This is a genomic window from Neoalteromonas facilis (assembly GCF_002807665.1).
Lineage (GTDB): Bacteria > Pseudomonadota > Gammaproteobacteria > Enterobacterales > Alteromonadaceae > Alteromonas_E > Alteromonas_E facilis.
On sequence record NZ_PEAY01000008.1, the window covers coordinates 82,291 to 106,183 of the forward strand.

18 protein-coding genes are annotated in these 23,893 nt (G+C 43.3%); 11 read left to right on the plus strand and 7 right to left on the minus strand.

Going from position 1 to position 23,893, the window contains the following annotated elements; all coding sequences use genetic code 11:
* Positions 1-171 precede the first annotated feature (171 nt).
* The 5 genes from CSH93_RS17020 to CSH93_RS17040 all read left to right on the plus strand — a co-directional run bounded on the left by CSH93_RS17020 (position 172) and on the right by CSH93_RS17040 (position 5,391).
* Positions 172-882 carry a hypothetical protein gene (locus tag CSH93_RS17020; protein ID WP_124749001.1) on the plus strand — a complete coding sequence of 237 codons (711 nt, stop codon included), beginning with the start codon at positions 172-174 and terminating at the stop codon, positions 880-882.
* Between the two features lie 138 nt (positions 883-1,020).
* Complete coding sequence (locus CSH93_RS17025; RefSeq protein WP_164078402.1) at positions 1,021-1,590, plus strand: hypothetical protein; 570 nt, start codon at positions 1,021-1,023, stop codon at positions 1,588-1,590.
* Between the two features lie 427 nt (positions 1,591-2,017).
* Positions 2,018-2,509 (plus strand): hypothetical protein, encoded by a 492-nt coding sequence (locus tag CSH93_RS17030; RefSeq protein WP_100644567.1) that lies wholly within the window; start codon positions 2,018-2,020, stop codon positions 2,507-2,509.
* 230 nt (positions 2,510-2,739) lie between these two features.
* Positions 2,740-3,363: a TetR/AcrR family transcriptional regulator gene (locus CSH93_RS17035; RefSeq protein ID WP_100644568.1), complete on the plus strand. Its 624-nt coding sequence runs from the start codon at positions 2,740-2,742 to the stop codon at positions 3,361-3,363.
* 3 nt (positions 3,364-3,366) lie between these two features.
* On the plus strand, positions 3,367-5,391 hold the full coding sequence (locus CSH93_RS17040) for an alpha/beta hydrolase family protein (protein WP_100644569.1): 2,025 nt from the start codon (positions 3,367-3,369) through the stop codon (positions 5,389-5,391).
* Positions 5,392-5,441: 50 nt separating this feature from the next.
* On the opposite strand, the gene CSH93_RS17045 is transcribed toward CSH93_RS17040, so the two are convergent.
* Genes CSH93_RS17045 through CSH93_RS17055 form a run of 3 tightly spaced genes read right to left on the minus strand, consistent with a single transcriptional unit; the run spans position 5,442 to position 9,144 of the window.
* Positions 5,442-6,443: a phosphatase PAP2 family protein gene (locus CSH93_RS17045; RefSeq protein WP_100644570.1), complete on the minus strand. Its 1,002-nt coding sequence runs from the start codon at positions 6,441-6,443 to the stop codon at positions 5,442-5,444.
* A complete protein-coding gene (locus CSH93_RS17050) occupies positions 6,440-8,551 on the minus strand; it encodes a S41 family peptidase (protein ID WP_100644571.1) in 2,112 nt (703 codons plus the stop codon). Before CSH93_RS17050 ends, CSH93_RS17045 begins: the two co-directional genes overlap by 4 nt.
* 2 nt (positions 8,552-8,553) lie before the next feature.
* Entirely contained in the window at positions 8,554-9,144 is a 591-nt protein-coding gene (locus CSH93_RS17055; RefSeq protein WP_100644572.1) for a TetR/AcrR family transcriptional regulator, read from the minus strand.
* 455 nt (positions 9,145-9,599) lie between these two features.
* On the opposite strand from CSH93_RS17055, the gene CSH93_RS17060 reads away from it, so the two are divergent.
* The 4 genes from CSH93_RS17060 (at position 9,600) to CSH93_RS17075 (ending at position 14,492) form a co-directional block, all read left to right on the plus strand.
* The gene (locus tag CSH93_RS17060) at positions 9,600-12,092 is read left to right on the plus strand and encodes a bifunctional diguanylate cyclase/phosphodiesterase (protein WP_100644573.1); all 2,493 of its coding nucleotides are present in this window, start codon (positions 9,600-9,602) and stop codon (positions 12,090-12,092) included.
* A 122-nt stretch (positions 12,093-12,214) separates the two neighbouring features.
* Positions 12,215-13,003, plus strand: coding sequence for a lipase family protein (locus CSH93_RS17065; protein WP_100644574.1), 789 nt, complete (start codon positions 12,215-12,217; stop codon positions 13,001-13,003).
* Positions 13,004-13,130: 127 nt separating this feature from the next.
* Positions 13,131-13,595 (plus strand): hypothetical protein, encoded by a 465-nt coding sequence (locus tag CSH93_RS17070; protein WP_100644575.1) that lies wholly within the window; start codon positions 13,131-13,133, stop codon positions 13,593-13,595.
* Between the two features lie 27 nt (positions 13,596-13,622).
* Positions 13,623-14,492 (plus strand): LysR family transcriptional regulator, encoded by an 870-nt coding sequence (locus tag CSH93_RS17075; protein WP_100644576.1) that lies wholly within the window; start codon positions 13,623-13,625, stop codon positions 14,490-14,492.
* A 55-nt stretch (positions 14,493-14,547) separates the two neighbouring features.
* On the opposite strand, the gene CSH93_RS17080 is transcribed toward CSH93_RS17075, so the two are convergent.
* The 4 genes from CSH93_RS17080 to CSH93_RS17095 all read right to left on the minus strand — a co-directional run bounded on the left by CSH93_RS17080 (position 14,548) and on the right by CSH93_RS17095 (position 21,098).
* Positions 14,548-15,492, minus strand: a complete 945-nt coding sequence (locus tag CSH93_RS17080) for a substrate-binding periplasmic protein (RefSeq protein WP_100644577.1) — start codon at positions 15,490-15,492, stop codon at positions 14,548-14,550.
* Positions 15,493-15,691: 199 nt separating this feature from the next.
* Positions 15,692-16,243: a YkvA family protein gene (locus CSH93_RS17085; protein ID WP_100644578.1), complete on the minus strand. Its 552-nt coding sequence runs from the start codon at positions 16,241-16,243 to the stop codon at positions 15,692-15,694.
* A 133-nt stretch (positions 16,244-16,376) separates the two neighbouring features.
* A complete protein-coding gene (locus CSH93_RS17090; RefSeq protein WP_420807268.1) occupies positions 16,377-18,335 on the minus strand; it encodes a tetratricopeptide repeat-containing sulfotransferase family protein in 1,959 nt (652 codons plus the stop codon).
* Positions 18,336-18,440: 105 nt separating this feature from the next.
* Positions 18,441-21,098 carry a TonB-dependent receptor gene (locus CSH93_RS17095; protein WP_100644580.1) on the minus strand — a complete coding sequence of 886 codons (2,658 nt, stop codon included), beginning with the start codon at positions 21,096-21,098 and terminating at the stop codon, positions 18,441-18,443.
* A 297-nt stretch (positions 21,099-21,395) separates the two neighbouring features.
* Between CSH93_RS17095 and CSH93_RS17100 the strand changes: the two genes are divergently transcribed.
* Together CSH93_RS17100 and CSH93_RS17105 are read left to right on the plus strand one after the other, a co-directional pair.
* Complete coding sequence (locus CSH93_RS17100; RefSeq protein WP_100644581.1) at positions 21,396-23,363, plus strand: BCCT family transporter; 1,968 nt, start codon at positions 21,396-21,398, stop codon at positions 23,361-23,363.
* A gap of 47 nt (positions 23,364-23,410) precedes the next feature.
* Positions 23,411-23,893, plus strand: a complete 483-nt coding sequence (locus tag CSH93_RS17105) for a MarR family winged helix-turn-helix transcriptional regulator (protein WP_100644582.1) — start codon at positions 23,411-23,413, stop codon at positions 23,891-23,893.

Sequence of the window (23,893 nt, forward strand, 5' to 3'; positions counted from 1 at the left end):
GGTGTCGATTCAATCTTAGTCATACAAAACGCTTAATACATTTGCTAGATGTAATACTCCATCATCAAAAAAGTAAAAACAAACCATTACGGCTGATTGTTACACTATGTTACCCAGCAGGGTAGGAGAAGAAAGTATGATCGATTTGAAATTAATTGAATGGAGCTTTCTATGTCAACTACAAACTACTTTTCAGATAATCGCGCAGCAAGAATATTAGCCAGCCTAATGCTGATTCAAATGGCCATGGGCCTGATTTTGAACTTTTATTTTCTTAAACCAATATTGCGTTTTGACGGTTCAGCTACTTCTGAAGAACTAGCTTTCATTTTGGGTTGTGCGACGTTAGTAGCTTTACTTATAAGCTCACTTAATTTGATTTTCGCTCTGTTGCTGCCAAAAGAGAGGGTGATTGAACATACTGAGATATTTGTCACTATCATTGTTTTTGCTACCGCTGGGATTACACTTTGTGCCGTTGAGTACGCTAGGCTCGCAGAATATGTAACCTTCTTAACATCTACCGATTTTATCAATAACGCATCAAATGATTCGATGTTAACGCCCTTAAAAGAAATGCTTGCCACGGGGCGAAATGAAGCGCACTTCATTTCCATATTTATTTCTAGCTTCAGTTTGATTTTTTTCTATGGCTTGATGCTGAGAGCCAAAATGCTTCCATCTCTTCTGGCCGGCTTTGCTTTGATGACAGTAGTGTTGCAGCTTATTGCGGTAAGCCACACTTTCTTTGCATTATCGATTCCCAATATTATTCAGGCTCCCCTTGCTCTTACTCAGCTTATTGTTCCTATTTACTTAATCCTTTTCGGATTCCGAAGTATTCAAGTAAGTAGCACAAACAATACCGAACAATTTAGCTAGGACGAGAGGTCTCAATTTATGTTTTCCTCGCTACTCATATTTCATATATTTTCGGGGGCCGTAGCTCTTTTAGCTGGGTATTCAGTGATTGTAATTAAGAAAGGAGGAACCGCTCACAAATACCTAGGCAGGAGCTATGTGATCGCAATGCTTGCACTTGGTTTGACCGGTACATTCATCGCAGTTTCGAGAGAAGTACCTCTATCAATTCTGAATGGATTGGTACTTTGTTACTTCGTGTTGTCCGCCCTAAATCTCATGTGGCAACCTCCAAGAAACACCAATGTTTGGGATAAAATACTATTCGCTTTTGTTCTTCTGATAACGTCGGGGTTTGCTTGGTTTGCCTATCAGGCAAGTAAGGTAGAAGGAGGGCAGTTGGGCGGATTTGGTATTCAAGCTTATCTGGTTTTCGGCAGCGTCATGCTCTTTTGTTGCATTGGTGATGCTCGCTATTTGAAGCGTGGTGGACTGAATGGAAAGAGTCGATTAGTCAGACATTTATGGCGTATGTTTTTCCCATTATTAATGTCCACTGCCGCTTTTTTCCTAGGTCAGACACGACATCTCCCTGAGGCATTGCAGAATATTGGATATTTACTGGCACCGGTCGTTATTGTACTCGGCACAATGATTTATTGGATTCTAAAATTAAGGACAAATACGTTGGCACATGAGGCTGTTGGTCATCAACATGCAGAGCAGTAAAGCGGAAATGGAATTTTAGATGTGCAAAGAATTTGCAAAGTCTCTTTTCGCACTTATAACTTGTTGATTTATTCAAACTAAAATAGACGCAAACTTTTCAAAATCCGCCGCCCGTGAGGGCGTACCGGCCGCATAACCGGTAAATCAAGCCCGGCCTCTGGTACCAAACCATAAAACAACCGACGCAAGTCGGTTTTTTTGTGCCCTGTGAAAGCACACCCGAGGGTGTACCGGCCGCATAACCGGTGAATCAAGCCCGGCCTTAAAGCTAAGAAAAAGGATATTGAGCTTTTCATTTTCTGTCTTAGCAATCAGCCTTCTTCGTTAAAAATATCGAAAAAACACGTTCGTATTCACGATCCCGGACGAATGAACGTTCATCCGGTCTTAACATTAGCGCTCAAATTCACAACAAAGAGACTATCCAATGATGAAAAAAATGTCGATTCAGGCTGCCGCGCTCACGATTATGCTTTCCTACCCAGCGTTGTGCTATGCAAGCGTAAAACCGGACATCATTCACTTCCCTGCCGAATATGAGTTACTGAATGATCAATTAAGCCAACAGTGCACCCGTCTTGAATCAAGGAAAATTGAACCTGCTGAAATTCCGGATACAAAGATTTCACAAGTTCAATTAGACTGTCACGGTTTTCAATTTGAAGGTAAATCTCGTCTTGCGGAGTTTGTATTTCGCGATGGACTTCTGGTGTTGGTCTGGATATTAACCGATAAGTCTGAAGAGGCCAGCTTCGAAAAAAAATTCATTGCTGAATACGGACGACCCAGCCATCAAAAGGCTGATTTTACAGCATTCACATCCAGCCATTCCGCCCTCAGGAAAGATAAGCCAGAAGTACTCTTCTACAGCCCCGCAGTAGCGCCGTTATTTGAGGCCTGGTTTTCGAATCAAGGTTAACTAACGCCAGCAAGGAGTTAGTAGATTTAACTCCTTGTTTAAATTAGCCGAAAGGTAATGCCAACTGTATTACACGGAATTCATTACAAACTTCACACTCTTTTTAACAAAGAATAAAAAACAATTTGAAACATTTACTTAGTGAGTATTTGTTGACACCGATTCTATTCAATTAATAATAGAATCCGAATTCTATTTCTGATTTCAATTTATTTATACTGAGAGTAGCAATGAAAACACAGCAGCTAAGAAGCCAGAAGACGAAAGAGAAAATACTATGTGCTGCAGAAAAGTTACTGTTAGAGAGCCCCTTTGAAGAACTGACAATTCCTAAAGTGCTCTGCTTGTGTAAAGTATCAGTTGGAGGGTTCTATGGCAGATTTGCCTCAAGAGATGAGTTATTAGAAGAAATTTATGAACGCTATCGACAGCGGCGCGATGTGAGGCTCAATCAGCTTACTAAACTGAATAATACAGCCGATATTCCACTAAAAGATCGCGTGAAAATAGTGGCGCAGGGGTTTGTCGATCTTCACTTAAGTGAAGCCGGTATATTAAGAAACTTCCTTGTGAATCACTGGCTAATTTCGGGTAAAAAGCCAAGTAATAAAGTCACACAAGAAATATCGAATCATATTTCACAATTATCACTATTCATCGCTCAACAAGATTTCCCGCTTCCCCAACAGCACGAACGAATACAGACCTGTATACGCTATCTCGTTTCATTGAGTAAAGATCATATCGTCATTACGCCTTCGTCTGTTGCCCAGATAAAAAACATTAACCGTAAACAATTGATCTCAGACATCTCATCCATGACTTGCGCACTCATAGAACAAATAAAGGACTAAGTAATGTATCCGAACCGATTAACCTATGTTGTACTCTTTTTTAACGCATTGTGCTGTTTAGTCACGGCACCGATTTTCGCCGAACAAACGCTCATTCCCAGAGTTGAATTCTATAGCAATGACAATGCTTGGGATGCCCAAATTAACGCGAATGCAAGCTTTTATGCCTATGAAGCCCCCTATCAAAACAAGCCATCTATTTGGTTGATAGGTATACAAGACCATGACAAAACCAAGAATGCTAAGCCGCTGATGTTGGGAGATAAATTTCGTTTTCGCTACTTCAAATGGTCACTTCACCCCGATTATCTTTTGATTTTCGCTGACAACTCAGGGGATGAGCGCTGGCGCTTATACAGTTTGAACATTAAAACAAACGCATTGACTCCATTGTCCCCAGGCGAAGGACAGCGCGCTCAGCTAGTCGGTTTCGACTACGACAATGTTGGGGAAATCATTGTTGCTCATAATAAGCGAGTGCCTGAATACAATGATGTTTATCGGGTGAATGTAAGCACAGGCCAAGAAAAACTAATCTATCAAAACGATTCTCAATATGCGGATTTCTATGTGTCTAACTCGGGCAAACTCACTTTAGCGAATAAGCGAGATCCCGAAACAGATGACTTCACCCTTGAGAGGCCTAAAGGGCTGTTACATCCAACGGATAAAGCACAGCCGCTTTTTCATGTGCCATTCGAAGACAATCGCTCATTTCGCTTCTTACAATTTTCCCAAGATGAGCAGTTTTTCTATGTGTTAAGTGCAGCCAACAGAGACACCGCAGCCCTGCTAAAAGTGAGCTATAAAACAGGTGAATATGAAACGATTGCACGTTCAGATAAAGCTGACATAAAAGAGGTCATTTTTGATCCAACAACCCAAACTCCGCTGCTTTATGCCATCGATTACACTTCGCGCGAATGGGTCGCTATAGAGAACAATAAAGCCGCACTAGCGGAAAAGTTAAGCCATGATTTTAAAGGCCGAGTTGACATTGTATCGACCAGCATAACGGGCAACTACTCAACGATTTACATATCCGGTAAAGCCGCTTCTTACTATGCACTACTAAACCACCAAACGGCTGAAACGCGTCGCTTAGTCAATGCCTACCCCCAATTGGCTAAATATTCCTTCTCCGAAAAAGTGGCTTTCACCATGAAGACCCGCGACGGCAAGACTCAAACAGGCACTTTTGTTGCCGCTCATGGCAGTGATAAGGATCAAGACGGCTACCCTGATACTCCGACTCCCATGATCATCATGGCGCACGGTGGGCCATGGGACCAATCTCGTCCAGGGTTTGATACCTGGCAGCAATGGCTGGCGAATCGCGGCTATTCAGTAATTTCTCCAAATTTCAGAGCCTCTACAGGCCTTGGAAAAGACTGGCTGAATCAAGGTAATCGAGAATGGGGAGGCGTGATCCAGAATGATATCGTGGATGCCGTGAACTGGGCCATCGAAATGGGTTACGCACAAAAAGATAAAATAGGCTCTATGGGAGCCTCCTTTGGCGGTTACGTGTCTTTGCGTCTATTGACTGATACACCAGACTTACTCGCCTGTGGTGTATCGACTTCTGCTAGCCCCAACCTGATTTCGTTGTACAACGCTTTGCCTGAGTATTGGGCAGCATTTAAGCGGGAATACTTGATCCGTGTAGGGGACGCAACGACGGAGGCAGGCCGAGCATTACTAAAATCGCACTCTCCACTGTTTTATGCCGACAACATCACGAAGCCTTTGCTTATTTTTCATGGCGAACACGACAGCCGGGTCGATATTTCAGAGCCGCAACAGATAGTCGATGCGATGTTGAAAAATAAGCAAGATGTCACCTTCGCTGTATCAAAACAATCTGGACATGGCTCCGCCGATCCTGATGCAGAGCTTGCCTATCAGGCTATCGTGGAAAAGTTCTTTGCCAAATGCCTTGGCGGAAGATACGAACGATTCAATGCTGAATTGCCGCAAGAATCTATCGAAATAAGAGCTGGAGGCGCGTTCTTTTTAGAGCCGTGAAGGGTATAACAAAAAAAGCCACACAATTGTGTGGCTTTATACATGCGAGGTTAAGCCGGTGAGTTTATTTTATGTCGGGGTAACCAAAAGTTTCCGAGATAAGTAGACAATGCACCATAAAATACCCAGTATCCTGCGGCAAAACTGAATACCATATTGAATAACCATTCGCTAACACGCGAATCCGCGGAACCAGCTAAATTTGGACGTAACACAGCCATAATAACAATCATTCCGGCAAGCCCAATAACGGCCAACATTATTTTGTGCCATACGCTGACTAGAGACAAATCATACTCGCCACTACTAACATATTTTTTATAGCCAATTGCGGCGCCTACAAATAGACCTGCAGCTAGCGTAATCCCGCCACCCGCTAATCGATGTGCCGGTACCATTTTGTATTCTAAATATTGCAAAGGGATCTGGTAATGACTGTGGAGCCAGAACGCAATACCTATTGCGACGTACATTGCGCCAACAAAGCCAACTGCAATCACTCCCAATTTCGCAACACTTGCGTTTAAGAAAGTAGCTGTCAGTCTATCTTTAAAACGTTGTACCAGCATAAGAACTATAATGCCTTGCAGAACCCCTAACAGCATATGATCCGGTGCCATTGAAGCATGATACATCTTGGACAGACTGGTCAATAACACAAAAGGAATACCAACAATTAACGTCCAACGTTTACGCGTTTGTAAAAATAAAGCCCCCCAAAACACGGTCGCAAATGAGGCATAGCCACCTGGACTACTGTAGAGACTTGTCACAGCATCCAATGGCAGCAACGCATCACTAAGCCAAAAGGGTCTTGGTTGTGCAAGTACCACTTTTAAAATATCGCCCAGCATTATTTCAAACATCATGAGTAAGAAAAGCGGGCCCAGCAGCCGAGGGGATACTAACCAGAACAGCAGTGGCATTAAAAAGACCATCGCCAACTCAGCTTTTACAAAAAGTGAAAGCACATCCATCAGGCCACCAATAGAGCCCTGATGGCTTTGCAACATTAAGATAAAATCTACGCCGAATGATTGTATGGTATTCATTGAGGCATCTCCTGTTGTAAACGGTACATCATGTCTGATGCCGTGGTATTGTTCGGATTAAGCTCAAGTGCTCGGTTAAAACTGAATATGCTTGATAAAATGTCTCCCGATCTAAATTGGGCCATTCCTAATCGACTCCACGCATACGTGTTGTCTTCATTGAACCAACGGATATATTCAAATATCGCTGCGGCTTTGGCGGGCTCCCCATTGTTGTAGAAACCATATCCATATACGCGATAGAAAATTTCGCCACCCGCTTGTAAGTACGCATACTCAGGAGCTTGCTTGAGTAACTTAACGCCATCTTCGATTTCGCTAACATCGTCACTGTAAAATAGCGAGAAAGGCATTTTGTAGTCGCTTCCGACCTTTGTTAGTTGAATATCTTTGCCTGCCCAATCCAGCGCTAACTCTCCATCAACCGTTTCGATTGATAAATTTCTTAGGTGTGGATGCATTCCCCCACGGGCCTCATACAAGGGTACGAACAATCTATTGAGTGAAACTCGAGAAAAATCGTCAACGCGAAGCTGAACTTGACCTTCAGGCGTTCTATCAAACCAAACTAGCTGACCATCATCAGTAAGATAACGGTTTGCCGTTGGTATCTCCGTTAGCGCAACTAAGCCTAATTGTTGATCGCCATGAATGATTTCCAGAGCAGGGTCTCGTTGTTGCACATAGTCATCATAGGTATAGCGAACCGGGATATGAGGCTTAACAGTATCGCTAGTGTCTTCTTTAAAGCTGCCACGCCATGTGACGCGGGAAATTGCCCCCCAAATACCCGAATGCCTGAGCGTGAATCCTTTGCTATCGCCATAATGGTTTGCACCTTGCCCGGTTGGTTCTCCAACAAAAATCGCATTGGTTTGGCGTTCAAGTAATGAAACAAAATTAGCGGCAGCTGAATATGTGCGCCCCGAAATCAACACATACAGTTTTCCATGTTGATTGACGACATTACTGTTACGTATAACTTCAACCAGGTGTCTGGTTTTAAAGTTATCCCCACCACGATTTTGGCGTAAATCAATGACCACTTTTTCAATCGATTTCTCTGCAAACTGACGTTTCAGATAGTTCGCAAAATCTTCCACACTGAAGCGATTATCATCCTGCAATTCGTTGATATTCACATAGTAAGCTTGTGAATCTTCGTCATATCGCGTCCAAAAGTGGGTAGTAAACATGTTGTGTACATATGGACTATCGCTTGTTTCCTTACTACGAGAGAAATACATCATTGCCCACTGGTAATAAGGCTCTGCTTTTACCGTTTGCTGTGAGCGCACTCCATCCTTTTCGAGAGTCAATATTACATCTTCATTCACAGCTTTCACGCTAACCTCTTCGAGAAGCTCCGCCATTGCACCGTAAAGTGCAAAACGGTCCCACTTATTACCGACGCTCTCCGCACCAATATATGGCTCTACCTTCGAAAAGACGTCTTCAATTGGCACATCATTGACAGCGATAACCTTACTATTTTTGAGATCGGTTAAATGCCTACCCGCTTCGACAATGACCACGCTGTCAGATAATTTATGCATGATGATCGGCAATATATGAAAGTCGATAGCAGGCTGTGGAGGAATAATTGAATGCCCATCATTGATTTGAGCAAGTAAGTGCATAAAAGCTAACTTAATTTTGGTATCACTCCATCCCGCTTCAATACCTGAGCGAATCTCTTTCACTTGTTCGTCAAAGGTACGCTCATCAACCAACGCCATAGCGTTTGGGTGAAGGGTTTTAATATTCGACGCTAACTGATCTAAATCTTGTTGCCACTCAGTTCCGGTTAAACTTTGTAGTGAAGATGGAGATACCAAAACACGATAATCCCAAAGTAAGATCACTGCTAAAAAAGGAAGTAGAAAGCTAAAAAAGAACAAGGTCTTTGCTTGTTTATGCCTGCCTATTGCATTGCTGCTTTTACCCAACCAAAGAAGGTAGCCTGCAGTTATTGCCACTAAAAGAATGGTAAGTGACCAGAATTTCAAACCATACGGGTTGGGCAATAATTGATACACCCCAAAAGCCGCTAAGATGATCAGTAAGGGCATGACCAAGTACCCTGTTACACGAAAAATGGTAGCCATCGTTATTTCTCCCCTTTAATCGCGTTCAATAGAAAGGTGGCGCGCCTAGATATTTCTGTTTCTGGGTTAAACTCTTCTTCAGAAAATGCCCACTCATGTGCCGTCGCAGTCAATGCAGCAAGCAATAAAGGCACTAAGACATCAACTTCTGTTTGGCTTGCAAACTCACCATTTTGAATGCCTAAATTAACTTGCTCAGTAAGCGCCGCGACGATATCAGCGTCTAGTTTCAATTCTAAATCTCGTAACTCTTTATGATGGGGTGATATGCGACATACTGCGTGAAACAGCGATTCATCTTTGCGAGCGTGACGAAATAAAGACAAACAAATCTTGAGTATGTTGTCTGTTGCGCAATCACCGTATGAGCCTCTGCAATCACTCAGTGCATCAGCCGTAATTAACGTGATGTAACGCACTAGCACCGCTTCTTTCGTCGGGAAATGATTAAAAAAAGTACCTTTTGCAACACCAGCCGCGTCACAGATTTTATTGACACTGGTGGTGTCATAACCTAGCTCTTGAAACAACGAAATTGACGTTTCATACAAATGATCAGCCAACTCTTCTTTTTGCTTTGCTCTCCAATTCATACACCAACACCTTTAAATGACCATGGTCATATTATGTGATCGGTTTATTAAATGTTCAACTCATATTTCATTTTCTCTCTACACAGCCATACTAGGCGGATGAATTTATTAGCTTTTTAGTTTTTGCAACGCAAATTTATGCATGAATTACAGCAGCACATCAGTGGTAGGTGTAAATCCGTATATATCGCGAAGCGAAAAATTGAATATTTGATTTACATCACCAAACTTTCATTTATCCGCCATCCATTGCCATTCGGCAGACTAATCAATTCGCTTTTCTCATTTTTTCACGCTAGGCTGATGCATACTTTCCCTTAGATTTGGGATATTTTTGTTGTTTAGTCCTTTAAGACTGATTGAAACAATAAGCGGTGATCAGAAAATGATTTCGCGAGTCTTCTTGAGAATAGGAGTTATGAGCTAGCACTAGCTCTAGGTGGTGACATTGATCGATGAGTACAAGCATTAAACACTCTGTAGGCTCCCTAAAACAGTTTTACCTCGGCAGCATGATCTTGCTTACCGGTTGCGCCATCATTGCATCACTATTTTTCTCAGCCAATGTATCCTTTCTCAATCAACAGTACTTAATACTTCACCTCAGTTCTGAGCTGATTTCGACCTTCACATTTGCTGCGATTGTTGTAGTAGTGTGCATTCAACCGAGTAAATATCGTCCGCCTCAAGCAAACGTTTTGGTTTTTGGCTTAACCCTTGTCGCTATTCTTGATTACTATCACGGCGTGTCGTATGCCGGCATGCCACCGTTAGTGACCGACACATCAACTGAAAAGGCTATATTCTTTTGGTTTACCGGCAGAACAGCAGAACTAATGACCTTTGCCCTGCTGCTTGTAAATACTCAATTAAAAGGCAAAACGCGTTATTGGTTGGTCGCTGCAGGCATTACTTGTTGTGCGGTTATTTATGTCGGGAATTATCATCTGGAGTGGTTTCCTAGATTATTTGAAATCGGGCAAGGGGTTACGCCCTTTAAGTCAATATATGAGTCTGCTCTCACGGCGGTTAGTTTACTGCTTGCGGCTTTATTCTGCTATAAAGGACTCAAAGCTGACGAAGCAGAATCTATATATTTATCGCTTGCAGCCTACAGCATGGCAATATGTTCATTCCTAATCATTAATTATGATTCGCCATCACAACTTAACATACTAACGGCACATGCATTTAAGATCGTTGCTGCTGTGGTCATTTTTCGCTCTATATTCGTCGAAGAAATGCGCTTACCTTACGACGTTATCCGACAAGAAAAGTCTGAAAAGCTCAAGGCACTACAAGAAACCAAAGAGCTGCAACAAGCGCTTGATCAACATGCCATTGTCGCGGTAACAGACGTACATGGTGTGATTGAAAGTGTAAATGACAAGTTCTGTGAGATTTCGCAATATTCGCGTGAAGAGTTAATTGGCAAAACACACAAGTTAATTAATTCAGGTCACCATCCGAAATCATTTTTTAGGGATTTGTGGGAAACCATATCTAATGGTGAACCTTGGGAAGGTGAAGTATGCAATCGCGCTAAGGACGGAAGTTTATATTGGGTCAGTACAACCATAGTGCCGTTGCTCGACAAAGCGCAAAAGCCCACAAAGTATATTGCTATTCGCGCTGATATCACGGGACGCAAAGAAGCTGAATTGGCCGCTATACGGCTTGCCAACTTTGATGAATTAACCAATTTACCCAATCGTCAACAACTTAAAGATACGCTAAACGCTTGCTATAACCACATACCAGAGAGTCGGGGGTATCATGCACTCTTGCTAATTGATTTGGATGATTTTCGCGTATTCAATGATAGCCTTGGCCACCATATTGGTGATGCACTGCTACTCAGCGTTGCTGCAAGATTAGAAACCAATATATCAACGCCTCACTTTCTCGCACGTCTAGGCGCTGATGAGTTTGCGGTGATCCTCTGGTCGCTGAATGATGACAAGACCAAGGCGTCGCATGCGGCCCAAAAATTTGCCGAGATCATCAATGAAACCATAAAAAAACCTATATCGACAGGTAAGAGCAACGTTAACTTAACGGCTAGCCTTGGCATTAGTTTGTTTGATGATCATCAAGGCGAATTTACTGAGGTTTATAAACGAGCTGACATGGCGCTCTACCACGCAAAAAGACTAGGCAAAAATAATCACAGCTTTTATGAAAAGGAACTGGAAGATAACCTTGAGAAGAGGGCTAAATTAACTCAGGCACTAAGCTCTGCACTGCTGAATAGCGAGTTCCAAATTTATTATCAACCCATCTTTGACAAAGACCGAAAAAAGACAGGTTACGAAGCCCTATTACGATGGACAAACGAACATTTAGGTTTCGTATCTCCAGTAGATTTTATTCCTGTAGCCGAAGAAACGCGCTCTATTATTCCTATAGGCCATTGGGTATTAACTCAGGCCTGCGAATTGGTCGCTTCTTGGGCCTCTATCCCTGAGCGTCAGGCCTTAACGATTGCAGTAAACGTTAGCTCTGTGCAATTCAACGATGCGGGTTTTATACCGATGGTACAAAATATTATTGCCGAAACAGGGGCTGACCCAAGCCGCATTAAAATGGAAATCACCGAAAGTTTGATGCTAGCCAATGACGACGCTTTGCATGAAAAAATGCAGGCTATTGCACAACTCGGATTTGAACTATCTCTTGACGATTTTGGAACAGGCTTCTCGTCATTAAGCTACATCACACGTTTCCCCATCGAAACGATCAAAATAGATAAGTGCTTCGTTGATAAAATGTTAGTGAGCTCTGAAGACAATTCCGTGGTAACGGCCATCGTTAACTTAGCCAAAGGGCTAAATAAGCAAGTCGTCGCTGAAGGGGTGGAGACAGAAGAGCAGCTGCAACACCTCATTGAGCTAGGTTGTGATTTTTATCAAGGGTACTTGCTCGGAAAACCAAGCCCAGAGCTTTAACGCACTATCACGTTAGCCCCCATGAAACGCCTATTCTAACATTGCATCTGTCATCAGACTGTAAAGTCGAATGATTATGTTAGTAGTACCCTTGCCAAATTGTGCCTGTAACTGCTCCTTAAATGAAAAAGCTCAAGCGCTATCAATACGAACGTTACGCCATTTTGTGTCAACTAGCCTACCCCGATAGCACAGTACAATATAACGACGTCCTATCGCCATTTCATGAACGCCAATTACACGACAGTAACGGTAGGATGAGTGTAAGGATTTTGTGGATGGACAATAAGAAAGAGGTCATCATTGTCTTTCGAGGGTCGCAAGGTTGGCAGGATTGGCTGGCTAACTTTTTCTGTTTACCGAGTAAAATTGAACAAGTCGATCGTCACTTTTACATCCATTGGGCCTTTAAAAGGTTATTAAACAACCCCGCGTATGCAGACAGTGAAAAACGCGAACGGCCTCGTTCACTGAGGAAATTACTCATTGATGAGTTGGAGCCTCTAAGACAACAAGGCAAACGCTTTTCCTTTATCGGACATTCCTCTGGCGGCGCAATTGCTACGCTGATGGCGGATTACTATGAACGGTTATATACCAAAACCGTGAAACGTGTAGTCACTTTTGGCCAACCGGCTGTCGGTAGCCTATCTTGGTCTAAATATTATACATTGCATCGCAAAACCTATCGTATTTGTTGTGATCTCGATATCGTCACCTTTATGCCGCCTTTTCCCTACTACTTTTGGCATGTGGGCAAGATGCTGTGGTTACATGATGACCAAATATATGAAAACACACCCACTCATATTCGCTTCCTGAAATCACTGCAAAGTTGGATGTTAAGGCCTTTTACTTATCACTTAATGCGCAAATACATTCGCAATAAAACGCTGTTTGATGAGCACTAGTTATAAGTGAAATGAATTATTCACCTTTATTGCTGGCGCAAAATCGCAACGATACAATCACATAATAATCCACTGAAAATTTAAATTTGCTTGTTAGACTCTAAAAAAACACTTGGAGCAACCTAATATGAGAGCAGCCATTCTATTCATTATCTTTACTTTCAGCACCCCATTAATGGCGGAAACAGAAAAGTCAAAAATCCACAAATTATTCGACAGCTACATGAGTAAATATAATCACTACCTTAAAACCGGAGCCTTACCAAAGAGCCCTCTACTCTACACCGACACTCTCATGTTGATGTCATCGAGCTCAAAACCGAGCGTGATCACACAAACGCAACTGAATGAACAAGTCCAGGTTTTCTTATCGCGTTTGAAAAACGATGGTGTCGATCACGTAAAGTGGGGCAAAGTGAACATTCATTTTCTCGATAAAAATATCGCGTTGGTGAGTAACATCGCCGAACGCTATACGTCTTCTGGTGAATTGTTTAACCGAGTTGGCGCGAGCTATTACGTCTATCTAATTGAAGGAGAATGGAAAATATCCGCGTTTGCTGTACATGATGCTAAAAACACCTTACTTTAATCTGATAGGAACTATTGTGTTGTAGGCATGAAAAACTGGGACGACTTTCAACTGCTGCTGGCATTAAAACGCGCCAATACACTGCGAGGCGCCGCCAAAATATTAGGGGTAAATCACTCTACCGTATCTCGTAGGCTTAACAACTTACATCAACGCTTTAATCAAGCGATATGTCGGTTCTCACACGGGCGCGTAACCTTTACTGAATTAGGTCTACAACTTGTTCGTGCTGCAGAAGATATGGATACATGCTTAGCGTCCCATCTAGATCAGATACAGTCTTCAATTAAACAATTAAATCAACAAGTTAACTTATCCATACCGCCGGCTATTCTGCAGTTTGTTTTAATGCAGGAATTACACGAATTTCAGGCTCGCAATCCTGAGCTTACGCTATCGATTAATGCCACCTACACGCTCTCTGACCTCGAAAAATCAGAAGCAGATGTGGTCATCCGCGCTTCTGCCTATCCCGATGAACATTTAGTGGGTCATCGATTATATCCAATTTCGCTTGGCTACTTTGCGCACAAGGACTATTTCAACAAACACACAAATGAAGAAGTCTGTTGGATAACTGCCAATACGACGAAAAGACCCTCTTGGCTCAGCGATACCCCTTTTCCAAACGCTCCGCTTTCGCTGTCGATTGGAGATTTAGTCATGCGCCATCAAGCCGCTTCCGATGGAATGGGAATGATCAGAGGCGCACACTACATTGCGAGATGCTTCCCTAATTTAGTAGAGTTTGCTCAGGCTCGAGAACATTATGCCGACTTATGGATCTTGACTCACCCAACCAAGAAACAGCAACCAAACGTTAAGCGACTCATCCGTTTTTTATTACAGGCAATGCGCGGTAAGCAAAATTTAATCGACTGCACGAAGTCGCACTGAGCACAAACCGCCCTGAGAAATTTATTGCATTAGACTCGGCGGATAACTATCGCAATCACTGGTTTTGCGTGTTCGCGGCGATTTGTAAACTTGGGAAGAGGATCCGCTTTTCCAACACTTGATTCACATCTGAAGGAATATCTGAATTACGTAACTGAAATTTACGCCGTTTATCTAAATCCAGATTTTCATAGCGATGACTAAAATACTCTTCAAAAATCTTCGCAAACGCTCCCGATACAATGATTTCATCGAAACCAGCGTTTAACGTTTCAAATAACTTGGGCTGTCGGTCCGAGACGTACAACAAGTAATAACTTGGATATATCAACGCGAGTTGAGGCTCAATGATGATATTCCGGTCAGCCACCTTTCGTTGTTCAAATTCGATAGTCATAGCAGAGCGAGGGAAATAGTCAGCAAATCCAGAGCCTATGGCACGCACCATGTTGTCATAATCCAGCTCTCCGCTCACCGTAAGCCCGTTCTGCATGAGAATACGTGTGTCAGACCATGATTTATGCTGAACCCCAACAAGCTCAGATAGCGCCTCTAACGTGTCTACATTTTTAAAACGGTCTTGATTGCTAGCGTTTATCAGTAACAAACGTATGCCATGTAATCCTTGATAAAGTGGAATAGCTATATAATTGATGGTATCTAGATACTCTCTCGTGGCAGGTAACCACGTCATATCGATTTCAGGATCCTTTCCGAGCAGAACGAGAGTCCGCTTGGTGTTCGTTGGCAACGGGTAATAGTCAAATTCAGCACCGACACCTTGAGTTGCGAGTGCACGACTTACCAGATCTTGAACATAATGATTCGCATCCGGCCGATTGGCATAATTAGGCAATACGATAGTGTATTTTTCAGCTGATTCCGCAGCATGTGTTTCTGACTGTCCAGAAACACCAACTAAAACCGCAATCGGCATAACCAGCAGCGTGCCTTTAAACAGTTTTAAAACAGCGGAAGTAAACGTCAACGTTTCACCCATCAATGTTCGGCTAATGCAATTGGCTGCATCATAGCATTTAAGGTATAAGCTTTCTCTAAGTTATAGTTAAAGTTTCCTGAAGCGGCAACTTTATTGCCGTTTGAGGGACTAGGTAAGGCAAAAGAAAAACCCGAAGCATGCTTCGGGTTTTTAAAAAATCAGTCGTAGAACTTTAACGTCCTACCCGTTGCTACGTTCATTACATAATGCGAGAAAATACGCGACGACGGCCAGAAGTAGACTTGTTACGACGTAAGCGCGAACGCAGCTCGCTGCGCTTTCCTTCAAGCCACGTTTCACGATCGACTGTTGAGTCACCACCACGACGGTTGGTTTCCGTGATGCGATATGCGCAAAATGCTTGATAAGCTTCTAGATCTTCAGACAAATCTCTAATAACCAACTCGATCATAATAGCATCATCCAAGTAACCTAACCCTGGGATGCTATCGGGCACCAAATCATGCGGCTCAGCAAAGTAAGCAAGAGATGTCAGTACTTCAATACGCTCATCTTCTGGCATCTGCCAATCTTCATCTTGTACGGCTTGGATCAACATTTCCAATGAAACCAAACGCTTGGCTACAAAATCAGGTACTCGCGCTTGCTCCATTTCTACACACATTTCCTGTGCACGTTTGATAATTGTTTCTGCAGGTAAGCTTTTTGCCTTATCAATCGCAGCGGTCATCAAGTTCTTGAAGTGCTCTAAATCACTTTCATTGAGTTCAATATTGATATCTAACGACATGCCTGTTTCCCTTTTTCTTATAAATTCTCAAACGCTAAGCATATGCCATATCTTTATCAGATTACAGGCACTACGCGACAAAATTTAAAGCCTTGCAACGAATATCAACTGCCTACTAGCAAAAAATGCCTTATTACCCCTGATTACTGCGACCATTCAATACGTCTTGCAGCGGTAATAGAAACTCCTCATAGTGCTTCCATTGCTCTATTCCACTGCGATAAATCGGCTGGCGGACTTGCTCAGAGCTCGGCGTTTTTATCAATCGTTTAGTTTTATGAAATTCTACACACCCAGATTCAAACGGTAGGTTACAGAATTCTAAAATACGGCGAACCTGCACTTCGAGATCGTTCACTACATCTTCGTGCTGCACACGCAACACAAAACCTGGCAATACTTCATCCCAGTGATCCATGAGCTTCTCATATGCTCGATAATAACGGCCTATACTATCGAGCCCATAAGTAAACTCCTGACCTTCGCCAAATAACTGTTTATAGCCGCTAAAACAGCATGCCATTGCATGTCGACGTGCATCAATCACTTTGGCGTTGGGCAAAATTAACTTTATTAATCCAATATGCAGAAAGTTATTGGGCATTTTATCAATAAAGTAGGCGGCCCCAGCACGATAGACTTTTGTATCACTAATATACTGAGCTCCGAACTTTGCCAGCCATTCAGGTGACAAATCAGGCAACCGCTTGGGGTATTGATTGTTTCTGCCCTGCAAGCGTGATGCAAGACCTAGTATGTTATGCAGTTCCATGGTGCCATCTACCATAGAATGGCTAGCCAGTATCTGTTCCAGTAAAGTCGACCCGGCTCGTGGTAGCCCGACAATAAAAATAGGATCAGCGTGTTGATCGCCAGCATCAGCAAAACGCTTAAACAGTGCAGGCGTGCACGTTTCAATTTGTGCTTCTACCTGTTGCTCGAAGATAGCGGGTGAATAGTTAATCTGTTCCTGCTTAAGTCGATTCCCACACGTGTAGTGCTCAAATGATTCAGCGTAAGCAGCGCGATCCTCAAATGCTTTACCTAACGCAAAATGCAGATGAATTCGGTCATCAGTTTCAATATCGCGTCGCTCCAATTGGCGTTGCATGAGTGCCATTTCATCATCACTAAACTGATACGTTTTAGTATTGGCTAAACTCCAATATGCATCGCCAAATTCTGGTCTTAATGAGTATGCGAGTTTGTATTGAGCGACACTGTCAGAAATTTGCCCTAGTGCTTTTAGTGCGTGCCCCAGTAGCAGCGCCGTTCCAGCGGTTTGATTTTGACTAAACAGATGTTGATAAATAGGGATTGCTTCTTCCACCCTGCCGACGCCCACCAGCGCGCTAGCGCGCGCGGTTTCGATAGCTGGGTGTTCAGGGTGAGACTCCAGTAAACGGTTCGCCACTCCTAATGCCTGAGAGAATTTTCCCATTTTGCTCAATAGTTTCAAATACTCAAGGCCGGCCCCTAAATGCTCTTTATGCAATTCTAAACAGGTTTCAAGAAGAAACTCAGCTTCATTGTAGACTTTGGATTTAATACCCAATTCAGCTAACAACAACATGGCTTCTGCGTGTGTTTTATCTGTTTGCAAATACCGCCGGCATAACTGATCAGCCAACTGTAGCTGACCTTCATACATTAAGTCTCTTGCTTGTAATATGGGGCTGGGTAACTGACTCAAATGTGCCACTTGCTGTTGCGCTATTTGCGCCGCTTGCGTGTTTCCCATTTGTTGATACAAACCAACTAAGGCCCGCCAACTCGCCAACAATGCGGGATTTCGTTTTGTCGCCTGATAAAAATTAATAGCGGCATTGGGCGTATCATTCAGTGCCTGATATACATACCCAAGCTCCTGATAGGCTCGAGCATACTCAGAATTATCAGCTAAGAGGGTAGTGGCACACTGTATCGCTTGTTCATATTTCCCGGAAAGACGCTTGGCTACCACTAAAAAATAGCGCAATTCATCCACACCTTGAGCATTCGTTTCGTTTTGCAGTGCATGCTCGGCCTTTTTAATAGCATCCTCGAATTGCCCTCTAGCGATCGCTTGCTTTATTTCAACGGTTTGACTCACAGTGTTTCTTTTCCTATCCAACATTGCAGATTAATACTACCGAACTTCTAGTAAAAATAGAAAAGGCAAGCTAATGCTTGCCTTTCAGTTTAGGAGCGAAGTTGGTTAGTAAAAGTCATATGACAGACGAACGCCGATAGTGCGAGGGCGATTCGTAACCACTTTCGGGGTGAACTGCTGATTATCAATATACAGAGTCGCATTTTCATCGGTTAAATTGTCGATGTAGAGCTCTGCTTTCCACTCATTGTTAGTAATACCAAACGCTATATTTGCAATAGCGTAGCTATCTTGAATATATCGTCCGCCTCTAAACGCCTGTCCATTGGAATCGGTGTAAGTCACCCCCTCATAAACAGCCGCTTCCTGTTGGATCGACAAGCCCGTTCCCGCGCCATAGACAAGTTGCGTCGTGTCTTCTAAAACATAAGCATCCATTTTCATACTGGCCAAGCGGTCACCGGTATAGGCGATCGAGCCATTTACGTATCCAGTTAGGCCATCGGGCAGCTCATAGAAATATTGAGCCCGTAAATTACCCGAAAAACTTGCTGAGTAAGGTAGTTCGCTACCAACTCCCGGTGCGATCCCTTGCAGCTCTGGATTGATACGCGTTAATTCAGTATCGAGCATACTAAATGATGCATTTACAACTAAATCATCTGTTGCTAGCCATGTAATGTCAGCATCTAGCCCTTTTATTTCTGCATCACCCACATTGTCAGTAAATACCAAAAAGCTGATATTGGTAGGGTCGAATCGAGAGGTCTGTAGATCCGTCACCTCTGAATAATAGGCGGTTGCATTTATCCTCAATATCCCATCAAGGAAATCACCTTTCATGCCTATTTCATAGTTGTCTAATGTATCAGTCAGTGAATAAACAGGAATGCGGAAGCCTTCAAAAGCACCATTCTGATTAGTTGCTTGTCCGCCACCAACCCGGTTAGTAACCGGCGGCCTAAATCCTTCGGAGTAAGTCGTAAAGAGCAGAAGATCCTTACTAACTTGCCAGTCCAAAGACGCTTTAAAGATAATGTCATCAACGGTTAACACACCATCGTCATCAAGCAATCCGACTTCAAGTTGACCATTTGCGATTGCCTGCTGGATTAATGCAGGGTCCTCGCCGACTGCTGCAAGCTCATTCGGGTCTAAAGTGCCAAAGGCACGGATCCGTCGAGTAACATCTACAGTGGTTGTCGAACCTCTAAAGATATCTTCTATTTCGTACCAACGCGCGCCGAAAGACGCTGTTACTGTATCGGTTAAATCGTATTCCAACTGTCCAAATACGGCCAATTGATTGATTTCATGAGTGACGTCATTTACAAAACTGACTTCTGACTCAAAAGGCCCACCATTACTGTTAATACCTTCGGTACCAACCGTTGTTCTGGCTAAACTAGAAAAGAAGCCTAAATCGGTATTTCCTAACTGAAATTTACCAACCGAGGCAACTTCTTGTTCGTCATAGAAAACACCAGCTGTAATGCGCCAGTCATTGTCAGATGATGTGTTTATTCTAAACTCGTGGGTCAAGCGCTTGGTATTTGTATCTTCTTTATAGAATTTCGTCGGATCTAAGCAACGTTCATCGGCTGGGGTTGCAGCCTCATAATGGTTACACACATAGTAGGCAGCAAATAATCCACCGTTGGTATATCCTGTATAATCGATTGTTGAGTCAATTTGTCTGTCTAAGTAGCCCCCCGTATACACAACATCCAACTTTTCTAAACGACCTTCAAGCGTCCAGGTAGTTAAACCAAATTCGTCCTCATTATCTTCTGGGACGAAGCGGTTTACAGACGATTCGCCATCTAGGTTCGGGTCGTAGGCAAACACACCTTCAGTAGATAAGATTTGCTCTGTGTGTTGAACCAACAGCTTCCACTGGTCATCAAAAATGTATGACAGACCAAAGCGAGCACCAGAATATACTGCATCGTTAAAATCTTCCTCGACCAGAGCATCGTTATTCGGGGCTTCGACTGGCGTATTAGCCGGGTCGCTTAGAACCCCTCCTGAAATACGGTCGATAACAACAGCACTTCCCCCATAACCGCCGTTACTGGGATCATTGAGAATGTTGTCAATCCATCCACCTTGACGCTCATTATACGCGGCAACGCGAACCGCTAAGTCGTCAGTCAGAGCAAAGTTCATAAATGCTTCAACAGTGTTACTCATTTCCCCACCTTTGGTGAACGCGAAATTAGTATCAACACCCGCAGAAAAGCCCAGATGATCGGGCTTTTTAGTTATCAAACGTACCGTACCTGACTGAGAGCTTGCACCAAAAAGAGTACCTTGAGGTCCAGGCAATACCTCAACCCGCTCCATATCTGTCGCGAAAATATCCAGGTTTCGCCCCTGCATACTCACGGGTTGCTCGTCTAAATAGAAAGCAACTGAAGGTTGTAACGCTTGTACCGAAGAAACAGCGATACTGGTTTGAGTGGTAGCGGCACCACGAATATAGATTTCGTTTTGCCCAGGGCCCGTGCCCTGAAACACTACATTGGGTAAGAACTCGACGTAGTCTTGAAAATTATCAACGCCCAGATTTTCCAGCGCTTCGCCATTTAACGCCGTAACTGACACAGGAATTTCCTGAATAGATTCTGTTCTCTTCGTTGCGGTAACTTCGATAGTTTCTATTTGCGCCTTCCCCGGCACAGCTGGTGCTGAATCCTGAGAATATGCAGGCATAGCCGCCAGTGCACTCACGATTGCACAGCTCAACTTCGATCGGTTCATGTGTGTTTACCTTGGTTGTAGTGATTATAATTTGTATACGATTCTTATAGAGTAGTTAAAAACCGCCCATTAAGTTCAATACTAATTAAATTATTACCACAAAAAGCCATTAAAGATCCATTTTGAGTGAATTTTGATTAGGCTTCGCATTATTTTTACATCGTGCTCTAGCTAATAGAAATGATATTTAAATGTTATGCTGAATTACCTATACTGGTGAACATTGACCGTCTAAACTTGCCAATTACCCACTCGTGATTTGCTAACGGATGAAATACCTAAGTCTTAGGAGTATCTGTGGAAAAGCCCTCTGAGAGTTTTTTGAATAGCCGTGTTTTCTATCCTGCATCTGGCGCTATCGCTATCCTTCTTGCCTTTGCCTTTTTGTTTCCACAAATAGCCAATCATGCGTTCGATATCGTCCAGACCACCATCGTAGAAAACGGTAGTTGGTACTATGTACTAACGGTAGCCGTTATATTAATACTCGTATCGTATCTGGGGCTATCCAAATACGGTGCCATTCGTCTAGGTCCTGATCACGCAGTGCCTGACTACTCATTTACCACATGGCTATCAATGCTGTTTGCCGCCGGAATGGGCATCGGCTTGATGTTTTTCGGGGTGGCAGAACCCCTCATGCACTATTTGGCGCCTCCAACCGCAGAAGTTGGCAGTGTAGAGGCGGTTAAGGAGGCCATGAAAACGACGTTCTTCCATTGGGGCGTTCATGCCTGGGCAATCTATGCAATCGTAGCACTTGTGCTAGCGTATTTTAGTTTCCGTCATCGTTTGCCTTTAACGCTGCGCTCGGCTCTATACCCCTTTATTGGGGACAAGATTCACGGCTGGACTGGCCACATCGTCGATATTTTTGCCGTTATCAGTACCATATTTGGTGTCTCCACCTCACTCGGACTGGGTGCCTCTCAAATTAACTCTGGTTTAAACTATCTCTTTGGATTGGAGGTTAACAATACCAACCAAATCATATTAATGGCTGGCATTATTGCGATTGCTATAGTGTCTGTTGTATCGGGACTGGACAAAGGAATACGCCGCCTGTCTGAAACCAACATGATACTCGCCATCTTACTATTGGCCTTTATTCTCATTCTGGGTCCCACGGTATTTTTGTTAAAAGCTTATTTGCAAAACATCGGTGCGTATTTGTCAGACATCGTGCGCAATACTTTCAATTTATTCACCTATGAACCTACTGACTGGATTGGCGGCTGGACCATATTTTATTGGGGGTGGTGGCTAGCGTGGGCACCTTTTGTAGGGCTATTTATTGCGCGTATTTCACGTGGGCGCACTATTCGTGAATTTGTTGTGGGCGTTTTGCTCGTTCCAACGGCCTTTACCCTATTTTGGATGACTGTTTTCGGGAATACCGCGATAGACCTTGTCCATTCTCAAGGGATGCAAGAGTTGGCCATCATGGTCAATCAAAACACATCCGTTGCATTATTCGTATTTTTAGAACATTTCCCTTTCTCAGATGTATTGATATTTTTAGCGATCATCATGGTTGTTATCTTTTTCGTGACATCGTGTGACTCTGGGGCAATGGTTGTTGATATGCTGTGTTCTAACGGCAACAATAATACGCCGGTTTGGCAACGTATTTATTGGACTGTCGGCGTCGGAGTTGTTGCCGCCATATTACTCGCCGCAGGAGGCCTATCCGCGTTACAAACCATGACCATCGCCTCAGCGTTGCCATTTGCTATCGTGTTGACGCTTTCCATGTTCGGTCTGATTAAAGCACTTCGCGTGGAAGGATTTAAACGCGAGAGCTTGCAATTAAATACGATCCCCTTACAACCAACAGAGAGTGCAACGGCATGGCGGGAAAGACTGCACAATATTGTCGATTACCCCAATAAGCGAGCAGTAGACAAATACATTTCATCAACAATAAAAGCCGCCTTCAATGCGGTATCTACAGAGCTCGCAACTCACCATATTGAGGCCAAGATATCCAGCACAGAACATGGTTTATCGCTCTCCGTTCAGCATGGAGAAGAACAGGATTTTGTCTATGCCGTATATCGACGTAAACATGCCCAGCCTGAATTTGTAACACCTGAAACAGAAAGCATAGACAGCCATGATGAACAATCATATTATCGTGCCGAAGTTCATCTGCAAGAAGGTGGCCAAGACTACGACATCATGGGATGGTCAAAGCTTGCAGTAATTAATGACATTATTGAGCATTATCACAAGCACCTTCATTTCTTACACATGCTGAGATAATAAAAGGTGAGTAGTGCACAATAGCTGTCTGACGAGACGATACCACTATGCAAAAAGATGAAGAACTGTTAGTCGCACTGCGTCGTGTCATTCGCGCGATCGATATGCGCTCAAAACAGCTTAGTCGTGACGTTGGCCTGACGGGACCTCAACTTCTGGTCATGCAAAATATTGGAAAACAGCCCGGGATTATGGTGCGTCAAGTGGCTGAAAACATAAACCTGAGCCCCGCTACGGTTACCAGCATTCTTGATCGATTAGAAACCAAACAGCTTGTACAACGCGTGCGCAGTACCGAAGATAAACGTAAAGTTGGCCTATTCTTAACCGAAGCAGGTCAAACGATATTGCTCGATGCCCCGCTACCTTTTCAGGAGCATTTCATCAATCGATTCTCGCAATTAAAAGAATGGGAACAGAGCCAAATGGTTGCCACTATGCAACGTATCGCAAGCATGATGGACGCAGAAGATATTGATGCTTCACCACTGCTTGAAGTGGGTAGTTTGGCCGACAAAGCTACTTTATAA

Coding starts and splice junctions, on each gene's coding strand:
- CSH93_RS17020 (WP_124749001.1), top strand. CDS start 172: ATGTCAACTACAAACTACTTTTCAGATAATCGCGCAGCAAGAATATTA.
- CSH93_RS17030 (WP_100644567.1), top strand. CDS start 2,018: ATGATGAAAAAAATGTCGATTCAGGCTGCCGCGCTCACGATTATGCTT.
- CSH93_RS17035 (WP_100644568.1), top strand. CDS start 2,740: ATGAAAACACAGCAGCTAAGAAGCCAGAAGACGAAAGAGAAAATACTA.
- CSH93_RS17040 (WP_100644569.1), top strand. CDS start 3,367: ATGTATCCGAACCGATTAACCTATGTTGTACTCTTTTTTAACGCATTG.
- CSH93_RS17045 (WP_100644570.1), bottom strand. CDS start 6,443: ATGAATACCATACAATCATTCGGCGTAGATTTTATCTTAATGTTGCAA.
- CSH93_RS17050 (WP_100644571.1), bottom strand. CDS start 8,551: ATGGCTACCATTTTTCGTGTAACAGGGTACTTGGTCATGCCCTTACTG.
- CSH93_RS17055 (WP_100644572.1), bottom strand. CDS start 9,144: ATGAATTGGAGAGCAAAGCAAAAAGAAGAGTTGGCTGATCATTTGTAT.
- CSH93_RS17060 (WP_100644573.1), top strand. CDS start 9,600: ATGAGTACAAGCATTAAACACTCTGTAGGCTCCCTAAAACAGTTTTAC.
- CSH93_RS17065 (WP_100644574.1), top strand. CDS start 12,215: ATGAAAAAGCTCAAGCGCTATCAATACGAACGTTACGCCATTTTGTGT.
- CSH93_RS17070 (WP_100644575.1), top strand. CDS start 13,131: ATGAGAGCAGCCATTCTATTCATTATCTTTACTTTCAGCACCCCATTA.
- CSH93_RS17075 (WP_100644576.1), top strand. CDS start 13,623: ATGAAAAACTGGGACGACTTTCAACTGCTGCTGGCATTAAAACGCGCC.
- CSH93_RS17080 (WP_100644577.1), bottom strand. CDS start 15,492: ATGGGTGAAACGTTGACGTTTACTTCCGCTGTTTTAAAACTGTTTAAA.
- CSH93_RS17085 (WP_100644578.1), bottom strand. CDS start 16,243: ATGTCGTTAGATATCAATATTGAACTCAATGAAAGTGATTTAGAGCAC.
- CSH93_RS17095 (WP_100644580.1), bottom strand. CDS start 21,098: ATGAACCGATCGAAGTTGAGCTGTGCAATCGTGAGTGCACTGGCGGCT.
- CSH93_RS17105 (WP_100644582.1), top strand. CDS start 23,411: ATGCAAAAAGATGAAGAACTGTTAGTCGCACTGCGTCGTGTCATTCGC.